At 53.5% G+C, this 17,156-nt stretch carries 19 protein-coding genes and 1 pseudogene; 8 read left to right on the top strand and 12 right to left on the bottom strand.

Features of this window, described 5'->3' with window-relative positions; translation table 11 throughout:
- The 3 genes and pseudogenes from AC2LB6_RS12890 to rmf form a co-directional block, all read left to right on the top strand.
- Positions 1 to 428 (top strand): annotated as a pseudogene (locus AC2LB6_RS12890) (intermembrane transport protein PqiB); the annotation flags it as partial.
- Positions 425 to 994, top strand: a complete 570-nt coding sequence (pqiC, locus tag AC2LB6_RS12895) for a membrane integrity-associated transporter subunit PqiC (protein WP_490093824.1) — start codon at positions 425 to 427, stop codon at positions 992 to 994. The pseudogene AC2LB6_RS12890 and the gene pqiC, both read left to right, overlap by 4 nt.
- 278 nt (positions 995 to 1,272) lie before the next feature.
- A complete protein-coding gene (gene rmf / locus AC2LB6_RS12900; protein ID WP_008925875.1) occupies positions 1,273 to 1,440 on the top strand; it encodes a ribosome modulation factor in 168 nt (55 codons plus the stop codon).
- 69 nt (positions 1,441 to 1,509) lie between these two features.
- On the opposite strand, the gene fabA is transcribed toward rmf, so the two are convergent.
- Positions 1,510 to 2,028 (bottom strand): bifunctional 3-hydroxydecanoyl-ACP dehydratase/trans-2-decenoyl-ACP isomerase, encoded by a 519-nt coding sequence (gene fabA, locus AC2LB6_RS12905; RefSeq protein ID WP_008925876.1) that lies wholly within the window; start codon positions 2,026 to 2,028, stop codon positions 1,510 to 1,512.
- Positions 2,029 to 2,096: 68 nt separating this feature from the next.
- Positions 2,097 to 3,965, bottom strand: a complete 1,869-nt coding sequence (locus AC2LB6_RS12910) for an AAA family ATPase (protein ID WP_490093825.1) — start codon at positions 3,963 to 3,965, stop codon at positions 2,097 to 2,099.
- Positions 3,966 to 4,018: 53 nt separating this feature from the next.
- Here AC2LB6_RS12910 and matP point away from each other — a divergent pair, with 53 nt between their 5' ends.
- Positions 4,019 to 4,486, top strand: coding sequence for a macrodomain Ter protein MatP (matP, locus tag AC2LB6_RS12915; protein WP_139229467.1), 468 nt, complete (start codon positions 4,019 to 4,021; stop codon positions 4,484 to 4,486).
- A gap of 99 nt (positions 4,487 to 4,585) precedes the next feature.
- Here matP and ompA read toward each other — a convergent pair whose 3' ends face one another.
- Together ompA and sulA are read right to left on the bottom strand one after the other, a co-directional pair.
- Positions 4,586 to 5,656 (bottom strand): porin OmpA, encoded by a 1,071-nt coding sequence (ompA, locus tag AC2LB6_RS12920; RefSeq protein ID WP_090962456.1) that lies wholly within the window; start codon positions 5,654 to 5,656, stop codon positions 4,586 to 4,588.
- Positions 5,657 to 6,006: 350 nt separating this feature from the next.
- Positions 6,007 to 6,498 carry an SOS-induced cell division inhibitor SulA gene (gene sulA / locus AC2LB6_RS12925; protein ID WP_490093826.1) on the bottom strand — a complete coding sequence of 164 codons (492 nt, stop codon included), beginning with the start codon at positions 6,496 to 6,498 and terminating at the stop codon, positions 6,007 to 6,009.
- 210 nt (positions 6,499 to 6,708) lie between these two features.
- On the opposite strand from sulA, the gene AC2LB6_RS12930 reads away from it, so the two are divergent.
- Entirely contained in the window at positions 6,709 to 7,338 is a 630-nt protein-coding gene (locus AC2LB6_RS12930; protein ID WP_490093827.1) for a TfoX/Sxy family DNA transformation protein, read from the top strand.
- Here AC2LB6_RS12930 and yccS read toward each other — a convergent pair.
- Complete coding sequence (gene yccS, locus AC2LB6_RS12935) at positions 7,335 to 9,494, bottom strand: YccS family putative transporter (RefSeq protein ID WP_490093828.1); 2,160 nt, start codon at positions 9,492 to 9,494, stop codon at positions 7,335 to 7,337. The two genes, AC2LB6_RS12930 and yccS, sit on opposite strands and share 4 nt — an antisense overlap.
- Positions 9,478 to 9,918, bottom strand: coding sequence for a YccF domain-containing protein (locus tag AC2LB6_RS12940; RefSeq protein ID WP_283545775.1), 441 nt, complete (start codon positions 9,916 to 9,918; stop codon positions 9,478 to 9,480). Before AC2LB6_RS12940 ends, yccS begins: the two co-directional genes overlap by 17 nt.
- A 123-nt stretch (positions 9,919 to 10,041) precedes the next feature.
- On the opposite strand from AC2LB6_RS12940, the gene helD reads away from it, so the two are divergent.
- Positions 10,042 to 12,096: a DNA helicase IV gene (gene helD / locus AC2LB6_RS12945; RefSeq protein WP_490093829.1), complete on the top strand. Its 2,055-nt coding sequence runs from the start codon at positions 10,042 to 10,044 to the stop codon at positions 12,094 to 12,096.
- Position 12,097: 1 nt separating this feature from the next.
- Here the strand turns inward: helD and mgsA are convergent, their stop codons facing one another.
- Positions 12,098 to 12,556 carry a methylglyoxal synthase gene (gene mgsA, locus AC2LB6_RS12950; protein ID WP_090962438.1) on the bottom strand — a complete coding sequence of 153 codons (459 nt, stop codon included), beginning with the start codon at positions 12,554 to 12,556 and terminating at the stop codon, positions 12,098 to 12,100.
- A gap of 69 nt (positions 12,557 to 12,625) precedes the next feature.
- Positions 12,626 to 13,267, bottom strand: coding sequence for a YccT family protein (locus AC2LB6_RS12955; RefSeq protein WP_490093830.1), 642 nt, complete (start codon positions 13,265 to 13,267; stop codon positions 12,626 to 12,628).
- Between the two features lie 176 nt (positions 13,268 to 13,443).
- Here AC2LB6_RS12955 and AC2LB6_RS12960 point away from each other — a divergent pair, with 176 nt between their 5' ends.
- Positions 13,444 to 13,857, top strand: a complete 414-nt coding sequence (locus AC2LB6_RS12960; protein WP_490093831.1) for a CoA-binding protein — start codon at positions 13,444 to 13,446, stop codon at positions 13,855 to 13,857.
- A 34-nt stretch (positions 13,858 to 13,891) separates the two neighbouring features.
- On the opposite strand, the gene hspQ is transcribed toward AC2LB6_RS12960, so the two are convergent.
- Complete coding sequence (gene hspQ, locus AC2LB6_RS12965) at positions 13,892 to 14,209, bottom strand: heat shock protein HspQ (RefSeq protein ID WP_490093832.1); 318 nt, start codon at positions 14,207 to 14,209, stop codon at positions 13,892 to 13,894.
- A 58-nt stretch (positions 14,210 to 14,267) separates the two neighbouring features.
- The gene (gene rlmI / locus AC2LB6_RS12970) at positions 14,268 to 15,458 is read right to left on the bottom strand and encodes a 23S rRNA (cytosine(1962)-C(5))-methyltransferase RlmI (RefSeq protein ID WP_283545771.1); all 1,191 of its coding nucleotides are present in this window, start codon (positions 15,456 to 15,458) and stop codon (positions 14,268 to 14,270) included.
- 85 nt (positions 15,459 to 15,543) lie between these two features.
- Here rlmI and yccX point away from each other — a divergent pair, with 85 nt between their 5' ends.
- Complete coding sequence (gene yccX, locus AC2LB6_RS12975) at positions 15,544 to 15,822, top strand: acylphosphatase (RefSeq protein ID WP_490093833.1); 279 nt, start codon at positions 15,544 to 15,546, stop codon at positions 15,820 to 15,822.
- Here yccX and AC2LB6_RS12980 read toward each other — a convergent pair whose 3' ends face one another.
- Positions 15,823 to 16,149, bottom strand: coding sequence for a TusE/DsrC/DsvC family sulfur relay protein (locus AC2LB6_RS12980; RefSeq protein WP_490093834.1), 327 nt, complete (start codon positions 16,147 to 16,149; stop codon positions 15,823 to 15,825).
- Between the two features lie 105 nt (positions 16,150 to 16,254).
- Positions 16,255 to 16,908: an FtsH protease modulator YccA gene (yccA, locus tag AC2LB6_RS12985; protein WP_003850014.1), complete on the bottom strand. Its 654-nt coding sequence runs from the start codon at positions 16,906 to 16,908 to the stop codon at positions 16,255 to 16,257.
- Between the last annotated feature and the right edge of the window lie 248 nt (positions 16,909 to 17,156).

Raw genomic sequence — 17,156 nt, forward strand, 5'->3', positions numbered from 1 at the left:
AAGTGATCCCAACGGTCAGCGGTGGCCTGAGCCAGATTCAGCAGAAGCTGATGGCGGCACTGGATAAGATCAACAGCCTGCCACTGAACGGTATGGTCAATGAAGCGACAGGAACGCTGAAAGAGAGCCAGAAAACGATGCGTGATCTGCAGCGCACCATCGATAACATCAACAAAGTCACCGGCAGTCCGGCTATGAAAACCCTGCCGGAAGATCTGCAGCAGACATTGCGCGAGCTAAACCGCAGCATGAAAGGCTTGCAGCCAGGTTCGCCAGCCTACACCAAAGTGGTGGGAGATATGCAGCGACTGGATCAGGTCCTGCGTGAGCTTCAGCCGGTGCTGAGAACGCTGAACAATAAGAGCAACGCGCTGGTATTTGAGGCGAAACCGGGACAGGATCCCCAGCCGAAGAGGGCGAAACAGTGAAAAAAGGATTGATACTTTGTGCCGCGCTGATGTTGAGTGCGTGCAGTAGCAGCGTTGACAATACCTGGTATCAGCTGCCCTCCGGGGCGGCGTCCATGCAGGTCACCAGCAGCCAGCTGAATGAAACGCAGCCTATGTTGTGGGTGCAGCAGGTGACGGTGCCGGACTATCTGGCAGGTAATGGGCTGGTTTATCAGACCAGTGATGTGAAATATGTCATCGCCACGAATAATCTCTGGGCCAGCCCGCTGGACCAGCAACTGCAGCAGACGCTGATCACTAATCTGAGCAAGGCGCTGCCCGGACGGCTGGTGGCAGGTGCACCTTTAGGGGCGCAGCACGACACGCTGAATGTGACCGTCACAGGTTTTCAGGGTCGCTACGATGGCAAAGCGATCGTCAGTGGCGAATGGACGCTTGAACATCAGGGCCGTCTGACTAAACAGGCGTTTAATCTGGTCCTGCCGCAGACCGAAGATGGCTACGATGCGATGGTCCGGACGCTGGCGGCGGGCTGGCAACAGACAGCGCAGATGATTGCCAATAGTGTGGTTGCGTTAAATTAAGATTGATGTGAATAAATAAGCTAAGCCCCTGACCGATTATCGTCTTTTTTCGATATCGTTCAGGGGCTTTTTTTTAGCTTAATCAGAAAGATAGTGTTGTTAAATGCTTCACAAAACGTCGTTAATCTTACCGATTAAGGTCACATTTATGACACTGGCATGAAGATTGGGCATTGATCTTTGGGTACGCAGGAGGTAGAACATAAGGGTGGTTGAACATTTATTCACCACATTTCTTTCCACCAGATTCCACAGACCTTACATGAGGGACACGGAGTATGAAGAGACAGAAACGAGACCGCCTCGAACGCGCCCATTCACGTGGTTATCAGGCAGGCATTACTGGACGCTCAAAAGAGATGTGTCCGTATCAGTTGATTGACGCTAAGTCTCACTGGTTGGGAGGTTGGCGACAAGCCATGGAGGACAGGTCGGTAGCTGCATAACCGGATGTCACTGAAAAGGGAATATAACCTCCGCCATGCGCGGAGGTTTTTGTTTCTGGGGGGAAACGCTTAGAAAGCGGCGGTATCTTTAAACAGGCCGACTTTCAGATCGCTGGCGGTATAGATCAGATTACCGTCAACCAATACTTCACCATCTGCCACGCCCATAACCAGTTTACGGTTGATCACGCGTTTGAAGTGAATGCGGTAAGTGACTTTCTTCGCTTCTGGCAGGACCTGACCGGTGAATTTCACTTCACCCACGCCCAGCGCACGGCCTTTACCTTCGCCGCCCAGCCAGCCCAGATAGAAACCGACGAGCTGCCACATGGCATCCAGGCCCAGGCAGCCCGGCATCACTGGATCGCCAATAAAGTGGCAACCGAAGAACCAGAGATCGGGATTGATATCCAGCTCCGCTTCAACAAAGCCTTTGTCATATTTTCCGCCGTCTTCGGTCATTTTGACCACGCGGTCCATCATCAGCATGTTGCCAGATGGAAGCGGCGGACCATTTTCGCCAAACAGTTCACCACGACCCGACAGAATCAGATCTTCTTTGGTATAGGATTCGCGTTTATCTACCATGTTTTCAATAAGCCTTGTTTTAGTGAATCACGAATATTAGCGAACAGTTGTACGCTGAGCAAATCGGATTAACGGTGGTTGAACCAGTTAAGCCAGCGCAGCGCCCAGGGACGTTGCGGACCGTCCGGCTGGTTGAACAGGCTAATGCGTTCCTGAATGGTATTAAGCAGGCAATCGCCCAGACCATCCTCGGTACTCCAGATTTTTCCGGTCAACAGCGGCAGCGCTTCCTCAGCCAGATCAATGGCCCAGATATGGAAGCGCCCCTGCTCAACCGCACTGACAACCGCCTGGTTCAGACTGAGATGACGAACATTGCAGGCGGGAATAATCACACCCTGCTGGCCCGTCAGTTCGCGCTGATGGCAGATATCAAAGAAGCCTTCGATCTTCTCATTCAGCCCGCCCACCGGTTGTACATTACCAAACTGATCGACTGAGCCGGTCACGGCAATCTGCTGATTGATCGGCTGATTAGCCAGTGCACTGATTAAGGCACAGAGTTCAGCCAGCGAGGCGCTGTCACCATCCACCTCGGAATAAGATTGCTCAAACACCATCGAGGCCGAGAAGGGCAGTTGCTGGTCAAGTTCCAGCTCGGCAGTCAGGTAAGCCTGCATAATCATCATGCCCTTGGCATGGATGTTACCGCCCAGCTCCGCTTTGCGCTCAATATCCATGAACTCACCATCGCCGGGATGGACCACGCAGCTGATGCGCGAAGGATCGCCCCAGGCGCGGGGATGGCCAGGATATTCCACCACTGACAGACCATTAATCTGACCGACCACTTCACCTTCGGTTTCAATCAGAATCTGTCGCAGCAGGATCTCGTCACGCATCCGCTCATTGAGATAATTCTCGCGCCACAGTCGGGCTTCCAGCGCATCACGCAGCGCTTCAGCATTGAGTTCATCGCCCATCAGAGCTGACTCGCGCATCTGGCGTTGTAGCCAGCGAGGGCAGAGTGGCAGGGTATCCTGATCGCCGCTATACCGAACACCTTCTTTGATCAGTTCTGGCCAGAAGTCCTCTTCCGGCAGAGGCAAACCAGCCTGTTGCGCCAGTTCAGTGTTCCAGCGACACCAGGCGAGCATGTCATCTTCATCCAGAATCTGGATGTTCTCTTCAAATTCCGTATAGATGGCCATTTCGTGAGCTTCAGGGTCGAGCTCCTGAAAATCTGCCAGCGCTTCCCGGTCGCCACACAGGACCAGGTTAAGGCTGAGTGGCAACGGAGGAATCGAGATAGGCAGCGGCCGGCGTTCATCCTGAGATGTCCACTCAACATAGCCTTGCTCAATACACTTTTTCAAGCGCAGCCAAAGAATCGGCTGTGTCATCAGGCTACGAAGAGACAGCACCAGCGTGCCGCCGTTGGCGCGATGGATCAGGCCCGGCTCAAGCTGGATGCGATCTTTATACTGGCGCACGCAACCAAATAACTGCTCCATCTCAGTCCATTCAGCAAAGTGAATACCACCCTGACTGGTGAACGGACGTTGAGGATCGGAGGGAGGCTGAAGCGTGACGTTGTCAGCCATGATATGGTAATCACCGCCGAACAGAGTGGTACTGTCTGCCATGACCCGCTGAGCGGCCTGGGCAATGAATGTCAGATAGTCGCGATTCTCCTGGCTGCGAACCAGAAGTAACGGGAAACCTTGTGTCTGGTGGTGTAAATGCGCCAGTGCATTCAGCAACCGGGGCTGTACCGTTGCCAGAGCATCAGTTTCTTCATCAGCAATTCGGGAGAAAACGGATTGGTATTGCGCGCTATCCGGCTGTAAGGTCTGCCACGTAAGTTGGGTGCTGGTCAAAATAATCGCATTTGTCTGTATTAAGAAAAGCGAGATTATACAGGATTCACCCTTGTTAAGCACTGCAGACTTCCTGTTGAAGATGTGACGATGACAGCATGTTTTTCGTTGCTGCATCCGGGAAAAAAGCTGTTATTCTTAGCTCGTTACGTGATCACGATGAGATTCCGATGAAATACCAGCAACTCGAAAATCTTGAATGTGGATGGAAGTGGAAATACCTGGTGAAAAAACATCGGGAAGGTGAACTGATCACGCGTCACCTTGAATTAAGCGCGGCGCAGGCGGCAGTCGATGAGCTGCTGGCGATGGAAAATAATCCGGTGACGGTAAATGAATGGATCGCAGAGCATATTCATTCTGATCTGGATAACCGACTGAAGCAGACCATCCGTGCCCGGCGTAAACGCCATTTCAACGCTGAACATCAGCACACCCGTAAAAAATCGATCGACCTGGAGTATCTGGTCTGGCAGCGACTGGCAGGTCTCGCACAGCGGCGCGGGTGCACGCTCTCTGAAACGATTGTTCAGCTGATAGAAGATGCAGAACGCAAAGAGAAATATGCTACTCAGATGTCGAGTCTGAAGCAGGATTTGCAGGCCATCCTGGGTAAGTCGGGTTCAGAGAGCGAATAACCGGGCAGGGCAAAACAAAAATAGTCTGAATGTTCAAGTCCGGTTTTATTACCGGCATAAAAAAACCCCGCCTTAGCGGGGTTTTTTATTACGTTTAACTTAAGCCTGTGGCTGAGTTACAACGTCTTTGATGCCTTTAACATCGATTTCTACGCGACGGTCCGGAGACAGGCAGTCGATCAGGGCATTACGGCCTTTCACGCTGTCACAGGTGTTGCCGGTAACTGGGTTAGATTTACCCATGCCACGTGCAGAGATCTTGTTAGAAGGAATACCTTTAGATACCAGGTAATCTACGACTGACTGAGCGCGTTTCTCAGACAGTTTCTGGTTGTACTGCTCTGAACCGATGCGATCGGTGAAGCCCAGTACGACAACGGAACCATCTTTAGGATCCATTGAGCTCAGCTGGCTGTACAGCTGATCCAGAGCCTGCTGGCCTTCTGGCTTCAGGGTAGATTTGTTAAAGGTGAACAGAACGTCAGACTTCAGGGTGAAACGCTTGGTTTCAACAACTGGAGCTGGTGCTGGAGCAGGAGCCGGAGCTGGTGCAGCGACATCATCCTGACCGAAGCGGTATGAAACGCCTACGCTCAGCATGCCGTTGTCTGGACGAGTACCAACGGTCTGTGCATCACCGATGTTGTTAACCCACTGGTAATCCAGACGGGTAGCCCAGTTTTTGGTCAGCGCATATTCAACACCAACAGCAGCCAGCGGAGAAACGCCGGTGTCGTGGTCGCTGATGCGGCCAGTAGTTGGGTTAGTCTGCGTTGCATCTGCACGCCATACCATGCCGCCCAGACGAGTATACACGTCCAGGTCGTCATTGATTGGGTAGCTCAGTTTAGCAGCCAGCTGTACGCCCTGTGCTTTGAATGCGCCGTTAGTCACATTGCCTTTATTAGGCATGCGGCCCAGCCAGTCATAGCCCATCTCGAAGCCCAGGTATGGGTTTGCCTGATAACCAACGAACGCACCTGCGCCCAGCTGGCTTTCATGAGTTGGACCGTCATTGTTCTCGTAACCGTTACCGTAGTAACCAGTGTCGTGATACTGAGACCAGCCCAGTTTAGCACCGGTGTACCAGGTGTTATCTTTCGGAGCGGCCTGCGCTACGGTAGCGAAGCCAGCCAGTGCCACTGCAATTGCGATAGCTGTCTTTTTCATTTTGCGCCTCGTTATCATCCAAATAGGCAATGAGCAAAAAGGTTGCTCTTGGTTTAAATCCTTCGCCGGGTCAAAACGCTCGCTTATGACTCTACCGCAAAAAACGGAGGTTATTGAGCACCCTGGCGAGCTAAAGTCTACAACGAGATTGGAAACTTACAAGTATGATGTGAGGCGCTTCTGTAAAGAAACAGCGATTTATACATAATTTCTAACAATTAGAGTGGCCGTATTGTCGCGGTAAAAAGGCCCAAAAACCCGCTAAACCATTGTCACAGCTCGAACTAACAGAATCAGTGGTTTAGCGGCGACAGATAAGAAAAATAGCTTGGGAAACTTCTGATTTTTACTTAATGAAACAAATCCGACTGAATTTTTATGGAACTTTGTGGTCTCAGAGGCGCTTCCGATGTTCCGCTTGCCCGTAAAATCAAACCCAGCGCTTCACCCTCAGCGGCCGCATTTTCGAGTTGACGTCGCTCATCTTCATCCAAATCGTACGGAATCCATGCCAGAACGACACTGTAATTTCCTGTACGCAACGCCTTAACCATCGCTTCGACGGCATTCAGACGTTCAGAATCGGCGATATGCATACTTTTATCCAGTGGTAATCCCGATTCCTGCAGCCAGGTGCGATTCAGTTTATGCGCCGGTGTTAACCACAACTGCCAGCGAGACTGCTGACTGAGCTGCTGCAATAACGGCAACAGCATCATCTGCATCATACCGGGCTGCTCGCTGTAACGTAACTCAGTAATTCCACCACCCTGAGAGGCCGGAACGGAAGTGGACGCATAATGATGAGCATAGCGTGCATTATCAGGAGGTTGTGTTCGCATAAGTTAATCACCAGCAGTGGACTGTATGAATATACAGTACTGTCATCCTGGATAAAGATCAACCCAAATTTCTGAAAACGCCTCGCAAAAACGCGACAAGATTAGTTGAAGCACTATTTATTCATTGAACCCGCTGACGCTTTTTTTTATCTTCTAATTACCTGATACCCAAGGTAATTTAAGAGATATTTCTTACATGGAGGTGGTGCAATGCAAAAGGTGAATCCGGTCGTAGAGCGCTCCAGAGCGCACCTGGCCCCGTTGGGAACCATAGAGTCCCGTACCCAGTTTGGAGGATACGCGCTGGCTGTTGAAAGTGTGGTTTTTGCCTTAATAAATAAAGACGAACTCTATCTGCGTGCCAGTGAACCTTTGCGGGAATACATTACTGATCGTCCGCTGCAACCCCTGATTTTTCGTAAGAGAGGCAGGATGGTGAGCCTCAATTATTTTCGGGTTGATGAAGCGTTATGGCGCGATCCTGACCATCTGCTGGCGCTCTCAGCGGCCTCTTTAGAAACGGCGCAGCTGGAGTTACAGGACAGACAATCCTCTCCACGACTGAAAGATCTGCCGAATCTCAGCGTACGTATGGAGATGATGCTGTACGAGGCGGGCGTCATGACCGTCAATCATCTCTATCAGATGGGGGCCAAACAGTGCTGGCTGAAGCTGAAAGCGATCAACCAGCACGTTGGGTTTCAGACCTTACTGGCGCTGCAGGGGGCGATCACGGGCCATCATGCCGCCGCGCTACCGCTTGCCACCCGGGCCGAGCTGAATGCGTGGTTCCAGCGCACGCTTTTGTCTAACCCCAATCTTAGAGGCGGCGAAGGCTAATCAGTAATGAGCGTGCGGCGCAGGCGAGCCACATCGGGCATTAAGGCCACCAGCAGACCGAGTTGCTGGAGCACCAGCGGCGCACGTGTATCCGCATCTGCGGCGAGTTGGCTGATGCGCTGGGCCAGCTGCTGGCGCATTGTCTCAACATGTTCATCGCTGACCACGTCCGTCTGGAGCACATCCTCAACGTAGCAAACCGTATCATCCAGCAAGGCCAGTAGTTCCGGCGCGGTAATTTTATCGCGGTGGGCACCCAGCGCAGAAATGTAGCTCAGGAATGAGTGGTTAGAGCAAAGCAGTTGAAAAGCCGACTCACGTAGCTGCTGGCTGGTACGACTTTCACTACTCATATTTGAAACCACCGACGCCAGCTCAGCATCTGCATTATGCGCATCCCGGCGGGCAATGCGATAGGCGAGACGGTTATCCTTGCCCTGATGATACTGCTCCATGATCGCATCCAGATAGCGGCAGTTCGCTTTCAGGGTTCGTTCTGCGACCGCCGGTAACTGACGAAAGCGCCAGTCAGGCCAGATAAACGCGACAGCCAGCCACGCCAGACCACAGCCGAGTAGGGTATCCACTACCCGTGGCAGGGCGACCTCAAAGCCTTCACCTAACAGGTTAAAGCAGAGCAGCACCAGCAGAGTGATAAACAGCGTGGCCTGCGCATACTGCACCTGCCTGAAAGCGAAGAACAGCACGCCAGCAATCACAATCAGGATTAACTGACCTTCAATGGAGGGCACCAGCCATAAAACCGGCAGGCCAATCGCAATCCCTGCCAGCGTTCCGCCGATGCGCAAGGCCAGTCGTCGCTGCGTGGCGTTGTAGTTTGGCTGGCAGACAAACAGGCTGGTCAGCAGAATCCAGTACCCCCGCTGCAGTCCGGTGATCTGAATAAAACCATAGCCAATACAGAGCACCACTGACATGCGAACCGCATGCCGGAACAGCGCCGAAGAGGGAGAGAGATGACGGCTGAAGCGCAACCGGATATCACTCCAGCCACTTAATCCTTCGCGTGACAGCACATTATCACTGTGCTGAGGATCTTCACCGGCCAGCGTCTGTTCGGATTCAATAGAGGCGAGCTGAGCGTCAATGGCGCGCAGGTTACGCAGCAGCCAGAACAGTGCACGGGTGTGGGTCGCCTCAGGCTCATGCTGCTCAAGACGTTCTATCGCTTTTTGTAATCGTTCAAACGCACGCTCAAAGCGGCTGTCATGAACCCATCTTTCACGCATCAGAATGCAGTGCGCCAGCTGACGACAGGCCTGCGCCTGCATATTCAGCAGGCGCTGAAAGCGAAACAGAATTTCGTTATAGCGCCAGTCGCCGCGCAGCAAATGATATTGCAGATGGGAAGAGCTGGCCCGTTCGTGAATATCCTGCGCCACAAAGTAGTAGTGCAGACTGCGGCGGGTGCCGCGCGATCCGCGATCCCCACGCAGTCGACTCTGCAGTGTAGTCTTGGTCAGGTTGAGCTGCGCCACCAACTGGCTGTTAACCATCGCCGCATCGATAAACGCGGCATCATCCTGTTCGCCCGAATCCGGGTCGAAGAGATTAGCTTTGGCATCGAGGTAACGCGCCAGTTGTGAAAAACTGCCGGCCAGCTGTTCCTGAACCGGCCGGACCGGGAACATCAGATGGCCCAGCAGCGTCAGCAGGTTGTACCATAACGCGCCAAACAGCAGCAGCATCGGCTGCATATACCACTGGCTGAAGAGGCCGATGCCGAGCATGGTGTAGACCGCAATCAGCAGCGCACCAAAGGCGATGGTGGCGTAGCGCTGGCCAAGAGCACCCAGCAGAATAAAGCCCCAGGTCGAGATCGCCAGCCCGACAAAAAAGGCGAACGGATAAGGAAACAGTAACTCCACTGAAACCGAGGCGATGCAGAAGCAGAGCAGGGTAATCAGCAGATTCTTCAGACGACCGGCCAGGCGATCATCAAGATCGGCCAGCGCAGCCGCGACCACCCCCAGCGTTAAGGGAATCGTCCACTCAATCTGATGCAGCCACCAGGGAATGGCAGCGCAGCCACTCAGCGCAAACAGGATCCGTAGCAAATAACGCCACGTACTGTTGAACAAATATTTTCGCCAGCCTGGCACTGCATCCGACATCATATTAATAGCGGCGGGCATTAGCTTCGCGCGCAGCACGCGCCTCTTCTACTGACACTACCCGACGTCCAACCGGCCAGAGCGCAATAGCGGCGATCTTAAAGTTCGCAATCCCTACCGGAATACCGATGATGCTGATGCACTGCACAATGCCCACGGAGATATGCGAAAGGCAGAGCCACCAGCCGAAGAAAATCAGCCAGAAGATGTTCAGAAAGGTTCCGCCTGTATTCAGAATATGGCTCTTACTTTCAGGACGAAGCACATCAACATGCACCGCCTCGTTGCCAAACGGCAGCAGCGAGAGTTTAGTGATTTCCCAGCAGGAGCGGGTCAGCGGCAGGGTAAAAACCAGCACGACGCTGATTAACGTGGCAAACAGCCAGCTCAGGGTGGTAAAAAACCCACCCAGGACAAAATTAAGAATATTTAAAACGGTGCGCATGATCTTCTTTTCCTTTTGCATTCCGCAAGATGTGACGCCAAGTTTAGCCTGTTTTAAGGCTGGAGCGCTAAGGGTCTGACAGGTAAACTCCCCTTAATCCTGTTATCTGACGTTGGTGTCGGCGTGGAACTGAAAGCAACCTCGATGGGCAAACGGCTTGCCCAGCATCCTTACAATCGTGTTCGCCTGATGGCGGCGGGCGTCGAAGTCAGTGGCGATAAGCACGAGTATCTGATCCCCTTTAACCAGTTACTGGATATTGCCTGCAAGCGCGGGCTGGTATGGGGCGAACTGGAATTTTTGCTGGCCGATGAAAAAGTGGTTCGGCTGCACGGAACGGAATGGCAGGAGACGCAGCGCTTTCACCACTATCTGATACAGGCCTGGCAGAACTGGAGTCTGGAGATGAGCACGGTGTGCCGCGAGGTACTCCAGTCGCTACGTGATGAAATCGAGACGTTTGGCGCGCAGGATCGCTGGCTCAACCGCCATGAGTTGCAGGCGCTGAAGACAAAAATTCTCAAACAGTTCGATGCGTTGCCGATGCCGCTTATCCGCCTGAAGGATTTTCCTGACTGCCGCGAAAACTGGGCGTTTTGCCAGCGCTGGCTGGATCAGGGCGAGGTGGCCTTGCGGCAGCGAAACCGCGACTGGACTGCCGCCATGCTGACCCGCTATCAGGCGTTTTTTGCCAGCGTAGAGAGCACGCCGCTCAATCAGTCTCAGTGTGAGGCGGTGGTGAATGGCGAGGATTCTCTGCTGGTGCTGGCCGGAGCGGGCAGCGGTAAAACCTCAGTGCTGGTGGCCCGGGCAGGCTGGTTGATGCAGCGCAAGCTGGCCAGCGCTGATCAAATCCTGCTACTGGCATTTGGCCGCCAGGCCGCCGAAGAGATGAACGATCGTATCCAGTCACGCCTCTCCGCCGGTGATATTCAGGCGCGAACCTTCCATTCTCTGGCGCTGCATATTATCCGCGAAGGCAGTAACAAGCAGCCGCTTATCAGCAAGCTTGAGAGCGATGCCGATGCGCGTCGCACATTACTGATAAAGGAGTGGCGGCATCAGTGCCATGAGAAGAAGGCGATGGCAAACGGCTGGCGTCAGTGGCTGCGTGACGAACTGGAGTGGGAGTTACCGGAAGGGCCATTTTGGGAGGACGACAGGCTGGCAAACCGGCTGGCGTCACGACTGGAGCGCTGGCTCGGTCTGATGCGCATGCATGGCGGTGCGCAGGCGGCCATGATCGCAGATGTGCCGGAAGAGGTGCGGGATCTCTTCAGTAAACGCATCAAACTGATGGCACCGTTACTGAAAGCGTGGAAGAGCGCGTTAAAAGAGGAGGGCGCAGTCGATTTTTCCGGTCTGATCCACCAGGCGATTGCCATTCTGGAAAAAGGGCGGTTTATCAGTCCGTGGAAACATATTCTGGTGGATGAGTTCCAGGATATCTCGCCTCAGCGTGCCGCGTTACTCAGCGCACTTCGCCAGCAAAATAAGCGCACCGCGCTGTTTGCCGTTGGCGATGACTGGCAGGCTATCTATCGCTTCAGCGGTGCAGAGATGACGCTGACTACCGCATTCCATCACTATTTTGGTGAGGGCGACCGTTGCGTGCTGGACACAACCTACCGCTTTAACGACCGCATTGGCGATATTGCTAATCGCTTTATCCAGCAGAATCCGCAGCAGCTGGCAAAACCGCTCAACAGCGTCACCAAAGGTAATAAGAAGTCGATTTCGCTGCTGGCGGAGGATCAGCTGGAACCCTTGCTGAACAAACTCAGCGGTTACGCGAAACCTGATGAGCGCATTTTGCTGCTGGCGCGTTATCACTATCTGCGACCAGACTTACTGGATAAAGCCAGAACCCGCTGGCCGAAGCTTAATCTGGAATTTATGACGATCCATGCCAGCAAAGGTCAGCAGGCGGATTACGTCATTCTGCTGGGATTGCAGCAGGGGAGAGAGGGCTTCCCGGCGGAAGTCCGTGAGTCGATTATTGAACAGGGCCTGTTACCGCAGCCGGAAGCATTCCCGGATGCGGAAGAGCGCCGTCTGGCCTATGTGGCGCTGACGCGCGCGCGCCAGCAGGTCTTTCTGATGTTCGATAAGGCAGCGCCGTCACCGTTTGTCGATCATTTCCGCGAACTGGGCGTGCCGGTGCTGCGTAAAGCCTGATTTACTTCAGGCGATCGGCCAGATAGCGCTGATAGTCCGGGATCATAATCTCCACGCTTTGCGCAAACAGGGGCGACTGAATAATAAAGTCCGCTGTAGAGCGGTTTGTGGCGACCGGGATATTCCAGACGGTCGCCAGACGCAGTAGCGCTTTAACATCCGGATCGTGCGGCACGGCGTTAAGCGGATCCCAGAAAAAAATCAGTGCATCAATTTTTCCTTCCGAAATCAGCGCACCCACCTGCTGATCGCCGCCCATCGGGCCGCTCAGCATGGCTGTTACATTCAGGCCGGTATCGCGATTAATCAGATTCCCGGTAGTTCCGGTTGCATAGAGGATGTGCGATTCCAGCGCGGGCTGGTTTTGTTTTACCCAGTCAAGCAGGGCGGCTTTGCAGTGGTCATGGGCGACCAGCGCGATATGTTTTATGGTGCCAAGGGTACGAACAGTCTGTTCCATAAAGGCGTCCTGATAAGGCTCATGCGCAAGAAGAGAGAGCACGAGTTTACCTCTGGCCTTTCGACTCTATCAACTCATACGTAGCATTTTGACCAGTGTCAGAAATTGCTGGCGCGTGGCTTCATCGAAGCGGTGAAACCAGCGATGCAGCGAAGGCAGCTCGGCCTGGGTGGTCCAGTCCAGATCGGCGGTAAGCCGGACAGAAGAGGGGGGTACAGAAGCGGAATTTGCAAACCGGGGCACAGAGGCAACCTGGCGGGTACGGTTATAATTCAGCATCGCTTTTTCCATATCAGCGCCTGTGGTGGCCGGCAGGTGGTCACGCACGCTGATAATCTCATTACCTTTTTCATCCACCAGCTGAAAGTTCAGGCTGCGGTCAAAATGATATCGCTCCCGTTTTGTCTCCAGCGCCGGTAACCGGATGGTGATGGTTTTGGCTACTGCGGTAAACGTGACGATCATCGGCTGCGACTGATAAAAGATGACGTTCTCTTTCTGACCCTTGCGCTGCTGCTCTACCCGAAACAGAAACTGATGCTGACCACGATCCAGCTCTAAGCTGTCTGCTCCTTTGAGGAGCGAGCCTGAAATTTTTCGACCATCCAGCACCAGCAGATCGATCTGTGGATCGAGCTTCAATGTGATGGCAGAACAGGACGCCGAAACGAGGAGAGTTAATAACCCCGTTACAGCCAGCGACAGCTTCATTTCTACTCCGGTAACAGATGGTACAAAGGATGATGTGTAGCAAATTCTTACATTATGGCAGTTAATTTACATTTAAACATATTTATTCGTGCGCGGGTTCAATTAATTGCACTCAGGACTTACCCGCAAAAGAGCGCGCCAATCTACACTCAACACTGGCCTGAAAGGAGATAAACATGAACGACCAGAGAATTCGTGACGTGCTGACGCGTACCCAACGTATCGCCTTAGTCGGGGCAAGCGATCGCCCGGAACGTCCCAGTTACGGTGTGATGAAGTATCTGCTCGATCAGGGTTATGAAGTGATCCCGGTCAGCCCGAAACTGGCCGGTAAAACGCTGCTGGGGCAGCAGGGGTATGCCACCCTGGCGGATGTACCCGGCGAGATTGATATGGTGGATGTTTTCCGCAATTCAGAAGCGGCATGGGGCGTAGCGCAGGAAGCGATCGCCGTAGGGGCAAAAACATTATGGTTGCAGCTGGGTGTGATTAATGAACAGGCGGCGGTGCTGGCGCAGGATGCGGGCATGACGGTCATTATGGATCGCTGCCCGAAGATTGAAATTCCGCGTCTGGGGATAACGCGTTAAAAATTAGCGTGGCGGCAAAGCGTGCCGCCACAGATTAATGTCGCAGATGAGGTGACTGCAACTGCTGACGTACTGACGCCGCCAGTTCATCCATTGAAGGCTGCTCAGGGTGTTCAATGCTGGTCTCACCGGACAGCTGAATCTCCGCGACGTAGGTATGCACCTGATCGCCTTCTTCATCTTCCATCACCACATGATACCAGGGCGCGGTACGCAATTTCTCTTCCGCGCCAACATCTTCAATTTTAGGCTCATCTAACGAGTATTCAGGATCGACATCGACGATAACGCCCAGTACGCCGGACAGACGATGACGAACCTGCTGACCAATACCAAATTTACTGGCAATCATTGTGACCTCCGAAAAAAAGCTCTCTTACCAATATGGGGGCAGGAGCCATTTTTTCAAGTCACATCACACGGCAGGCGAAACCTTTCAGGTAGAGCCCTTCCGGATAGCTGGCGATCACCGGATGATCGGCTGCCTGACGGAACTGCTCAATAAACTGCACTTCGCGGCCCGCATCCAGTGCAGCATCGGCGATAATCTTCTGGAACAGATCGGTGGCCATCAGACCGGAGCAGGAGTAGGTCATTAACACCCCGCCCGGATTCAGCAACTGGATGGCGAGCATATTAATGTCTTTATAGCCGCGACAGGCACCCATCAACTGGCTTTTGTTTTCTACGAACTTCGGCGGATCCATGATGATCAGATCGAATTTCTCGCCACTGTCACGATAGCGGCGCAGCAGTTTGAACACATCATCACGCTCAAAGCGCGCACGGGAGAGATCCAGTTCATTCAGTTCAACGTTCTGACGGGCAACGTCCAGCGCTTCCTGGGAGGTATCCACGCTGATCACTTCTTTACAGCCGCCCATCAGCGCAGAAACCGCAAATCCGCCGGTATAAGAGAAGCAGTTAAGGACGCGGGCATCCTGCGCATAGCGACGCGTGGCGAGACGGCTGTCACGCTGATCAAGGTAATAGCCGGTTTTGTGGCCGCCCTGGATATCAACCAGCAGCTTCATGCCATGTTCTGTAATCGGCAGCAGCGGCGGTGGCAGTTCACCTGTGACGGTGCCCTGCGTCAGCTCCAGACCCTCTTTCTTACGTACGGCGACGTCAGAACGATCATAGATGGCGCAGCCAGGGAAACACTGTTGCAGAGCAGTGATGATCGCCGCACGCTGATATTCCGCACCAGCCGAGAGCAGCTGCATCACTAAAAAGTTGCCAAAACGGTCAATGGTGACGCCGGGCAAATTATCAGATTCACCGGCAATCAGGCGATAACTGTCCAGACCATCACGGGCCGCCAGCCATTTTCGCCACTGTTGCGCCTGTTCAAAACGGCGGACAAAGAAGGCGATATCAATGGATTCATCGGCCTGCCAGCTCCATACGCGGGCGCGAATCTGCGACTCAGGTGAATAAGCGGCGCGAGCCAGCCATTTACCGTTGCTGTCACAAACGTCAATGGTTTCACCCAGTTGCGCTTTTCCTTCCAGACGCGCAACGGCACCTGAAAAGACCCATGGATGGCGACGGAGCAGGGACTTTTCACGTCCCTTTGCGAGAATCAATCTGACTGTCATAGTTTGCTATGCTTACCTGAAAAAATGAGGCGCCATTGTCCGGTGGATAACGGGAAATTGCAACGAACAGCAGCAGGAGAGAATAATGTCAGCAGCCTGTTTTAAAGCATGGGTTCATGGCCGCGTTCAGGGCGTCGGGTTCCGTTACAGTACTCAGGCCGAAGCCAGGACGCTGGGCGTGCTGGGTTACGCGCGAAATCTGGATGACGGCAGTGTCGAGGTGCTGGCCTGGGGCGAGGCTGAGCAGGTCGATGCGCTAATCGGCTGGCTTAAAGCGGGCGGGCCACGCAGCGCGCGCGTTGATAAAGTTCTGGTGGAGCCGCACCAGCCCGCAGAGCCGCCCCGCGATTTTAGAACCGGTTAATTAAAGACATTTCGCCGGTTTAGGCAGACCGGCGATTTTCGTCGCCTGTTTAGCCGGCCCTTCAGGGAACAGGCGGAACAGGTAGCGGCTGTTGCCTTTCTCTTCGCCATACTTCTGCGCCATCGCCTTTACCAGCATCCGAACGGCGGGTGAGGTGTTAAATTCCAGATAAAATGCGCGCACAAAATGGACCACTTCCCAGTGTGCCTCGGTCATGGTGAGACCTTCCAGTCGGGCAATGTGTGCCGCCAGCGCTTCACTCCAGTCGTCGGTACTCTTCAGATAGCCTTCGGCATCGACGGCGATTTCGTTACCGTTAAAATTCACGTGATGTCCTCTCTGTAAATGACGGCGCAGTTTAGCAAACCTGGCAGGCAGTAAAAGCAAAAACCCCGCAGAAGCGGGGTTTTACAGGCTGACTGTCATTGCCGTTTAGTTGCTGCGGGCAAAACCCAGCAGGCTCAGCAGGCTGACGAAGATGTTATACAATGAAACATAGAGGCTGACCGTCGCGCGGATGTAGTTGGTTTCACCACCATGAATGATGTTGCTGGTTTCCCACAAAATCGCACCGGCAGAAAACAGAATAAACAGGGCGCTGATAGCCAGATGCAAGGCAGGCAACTGCAGGAAGATGTTGGCGACCACCGCAACCAGCAGCACCACAAAGCCTGCCATCATCATGCCGCCCAGGAAGGACATATCACGACGAGTGGTCAGCACGTAGGCTGAACAGCAGAAGAACACCAGCGCCGTACCGCCCAGCGCCAGCGCGATCACGTCGCCCATGCCTGCGGTTAAGAAGGAGCTCAGGATAGGACCCAGGCAATAACCCAGGAAGCCGGTAAACGCAAACGCGGCCAGAATACCCATCGGGCTGTTAGCCAGACGGTAGGTTAAAAACATCAGTCCATAGAAGCCGACCAGCATCAGGATTAAGCCAGGCGCAGGCAATGCCAGCAAGGTGCTGGCTGTCGCCGTGACGGCCGAGAAGGCCAGGGTCAGTCCCAGCAGAAAATAGGTATTACGCAGAACTCTGTGCGTTGACAGCAATGATGACTGCGATGAGGTGACAATTCTTTCCATGTTGCGCTCCTTTAAGCAGAACACTAATAAGCAGATCGTTAAATATGTGCCGAGAATACGCAGGCCATTAAGGAGGGAAAAGGCGTTTTACCCTTCTTTACGCGCTAATCTGCTAATTGTTTGAGCAGAGTGGCGATTTTGACACCAAAAAATCACAATCTGGCTGTTTTTCAGGCGAATAAACAGATAGATGCTTTACATCCCTAAACGGGGTGTTTATAGTGCGCGTCATTGCGGAGGGGTGGCCG

It is taken from the genome of Pantoea sp. RCC30.1 (assembly GCF_058148845.1).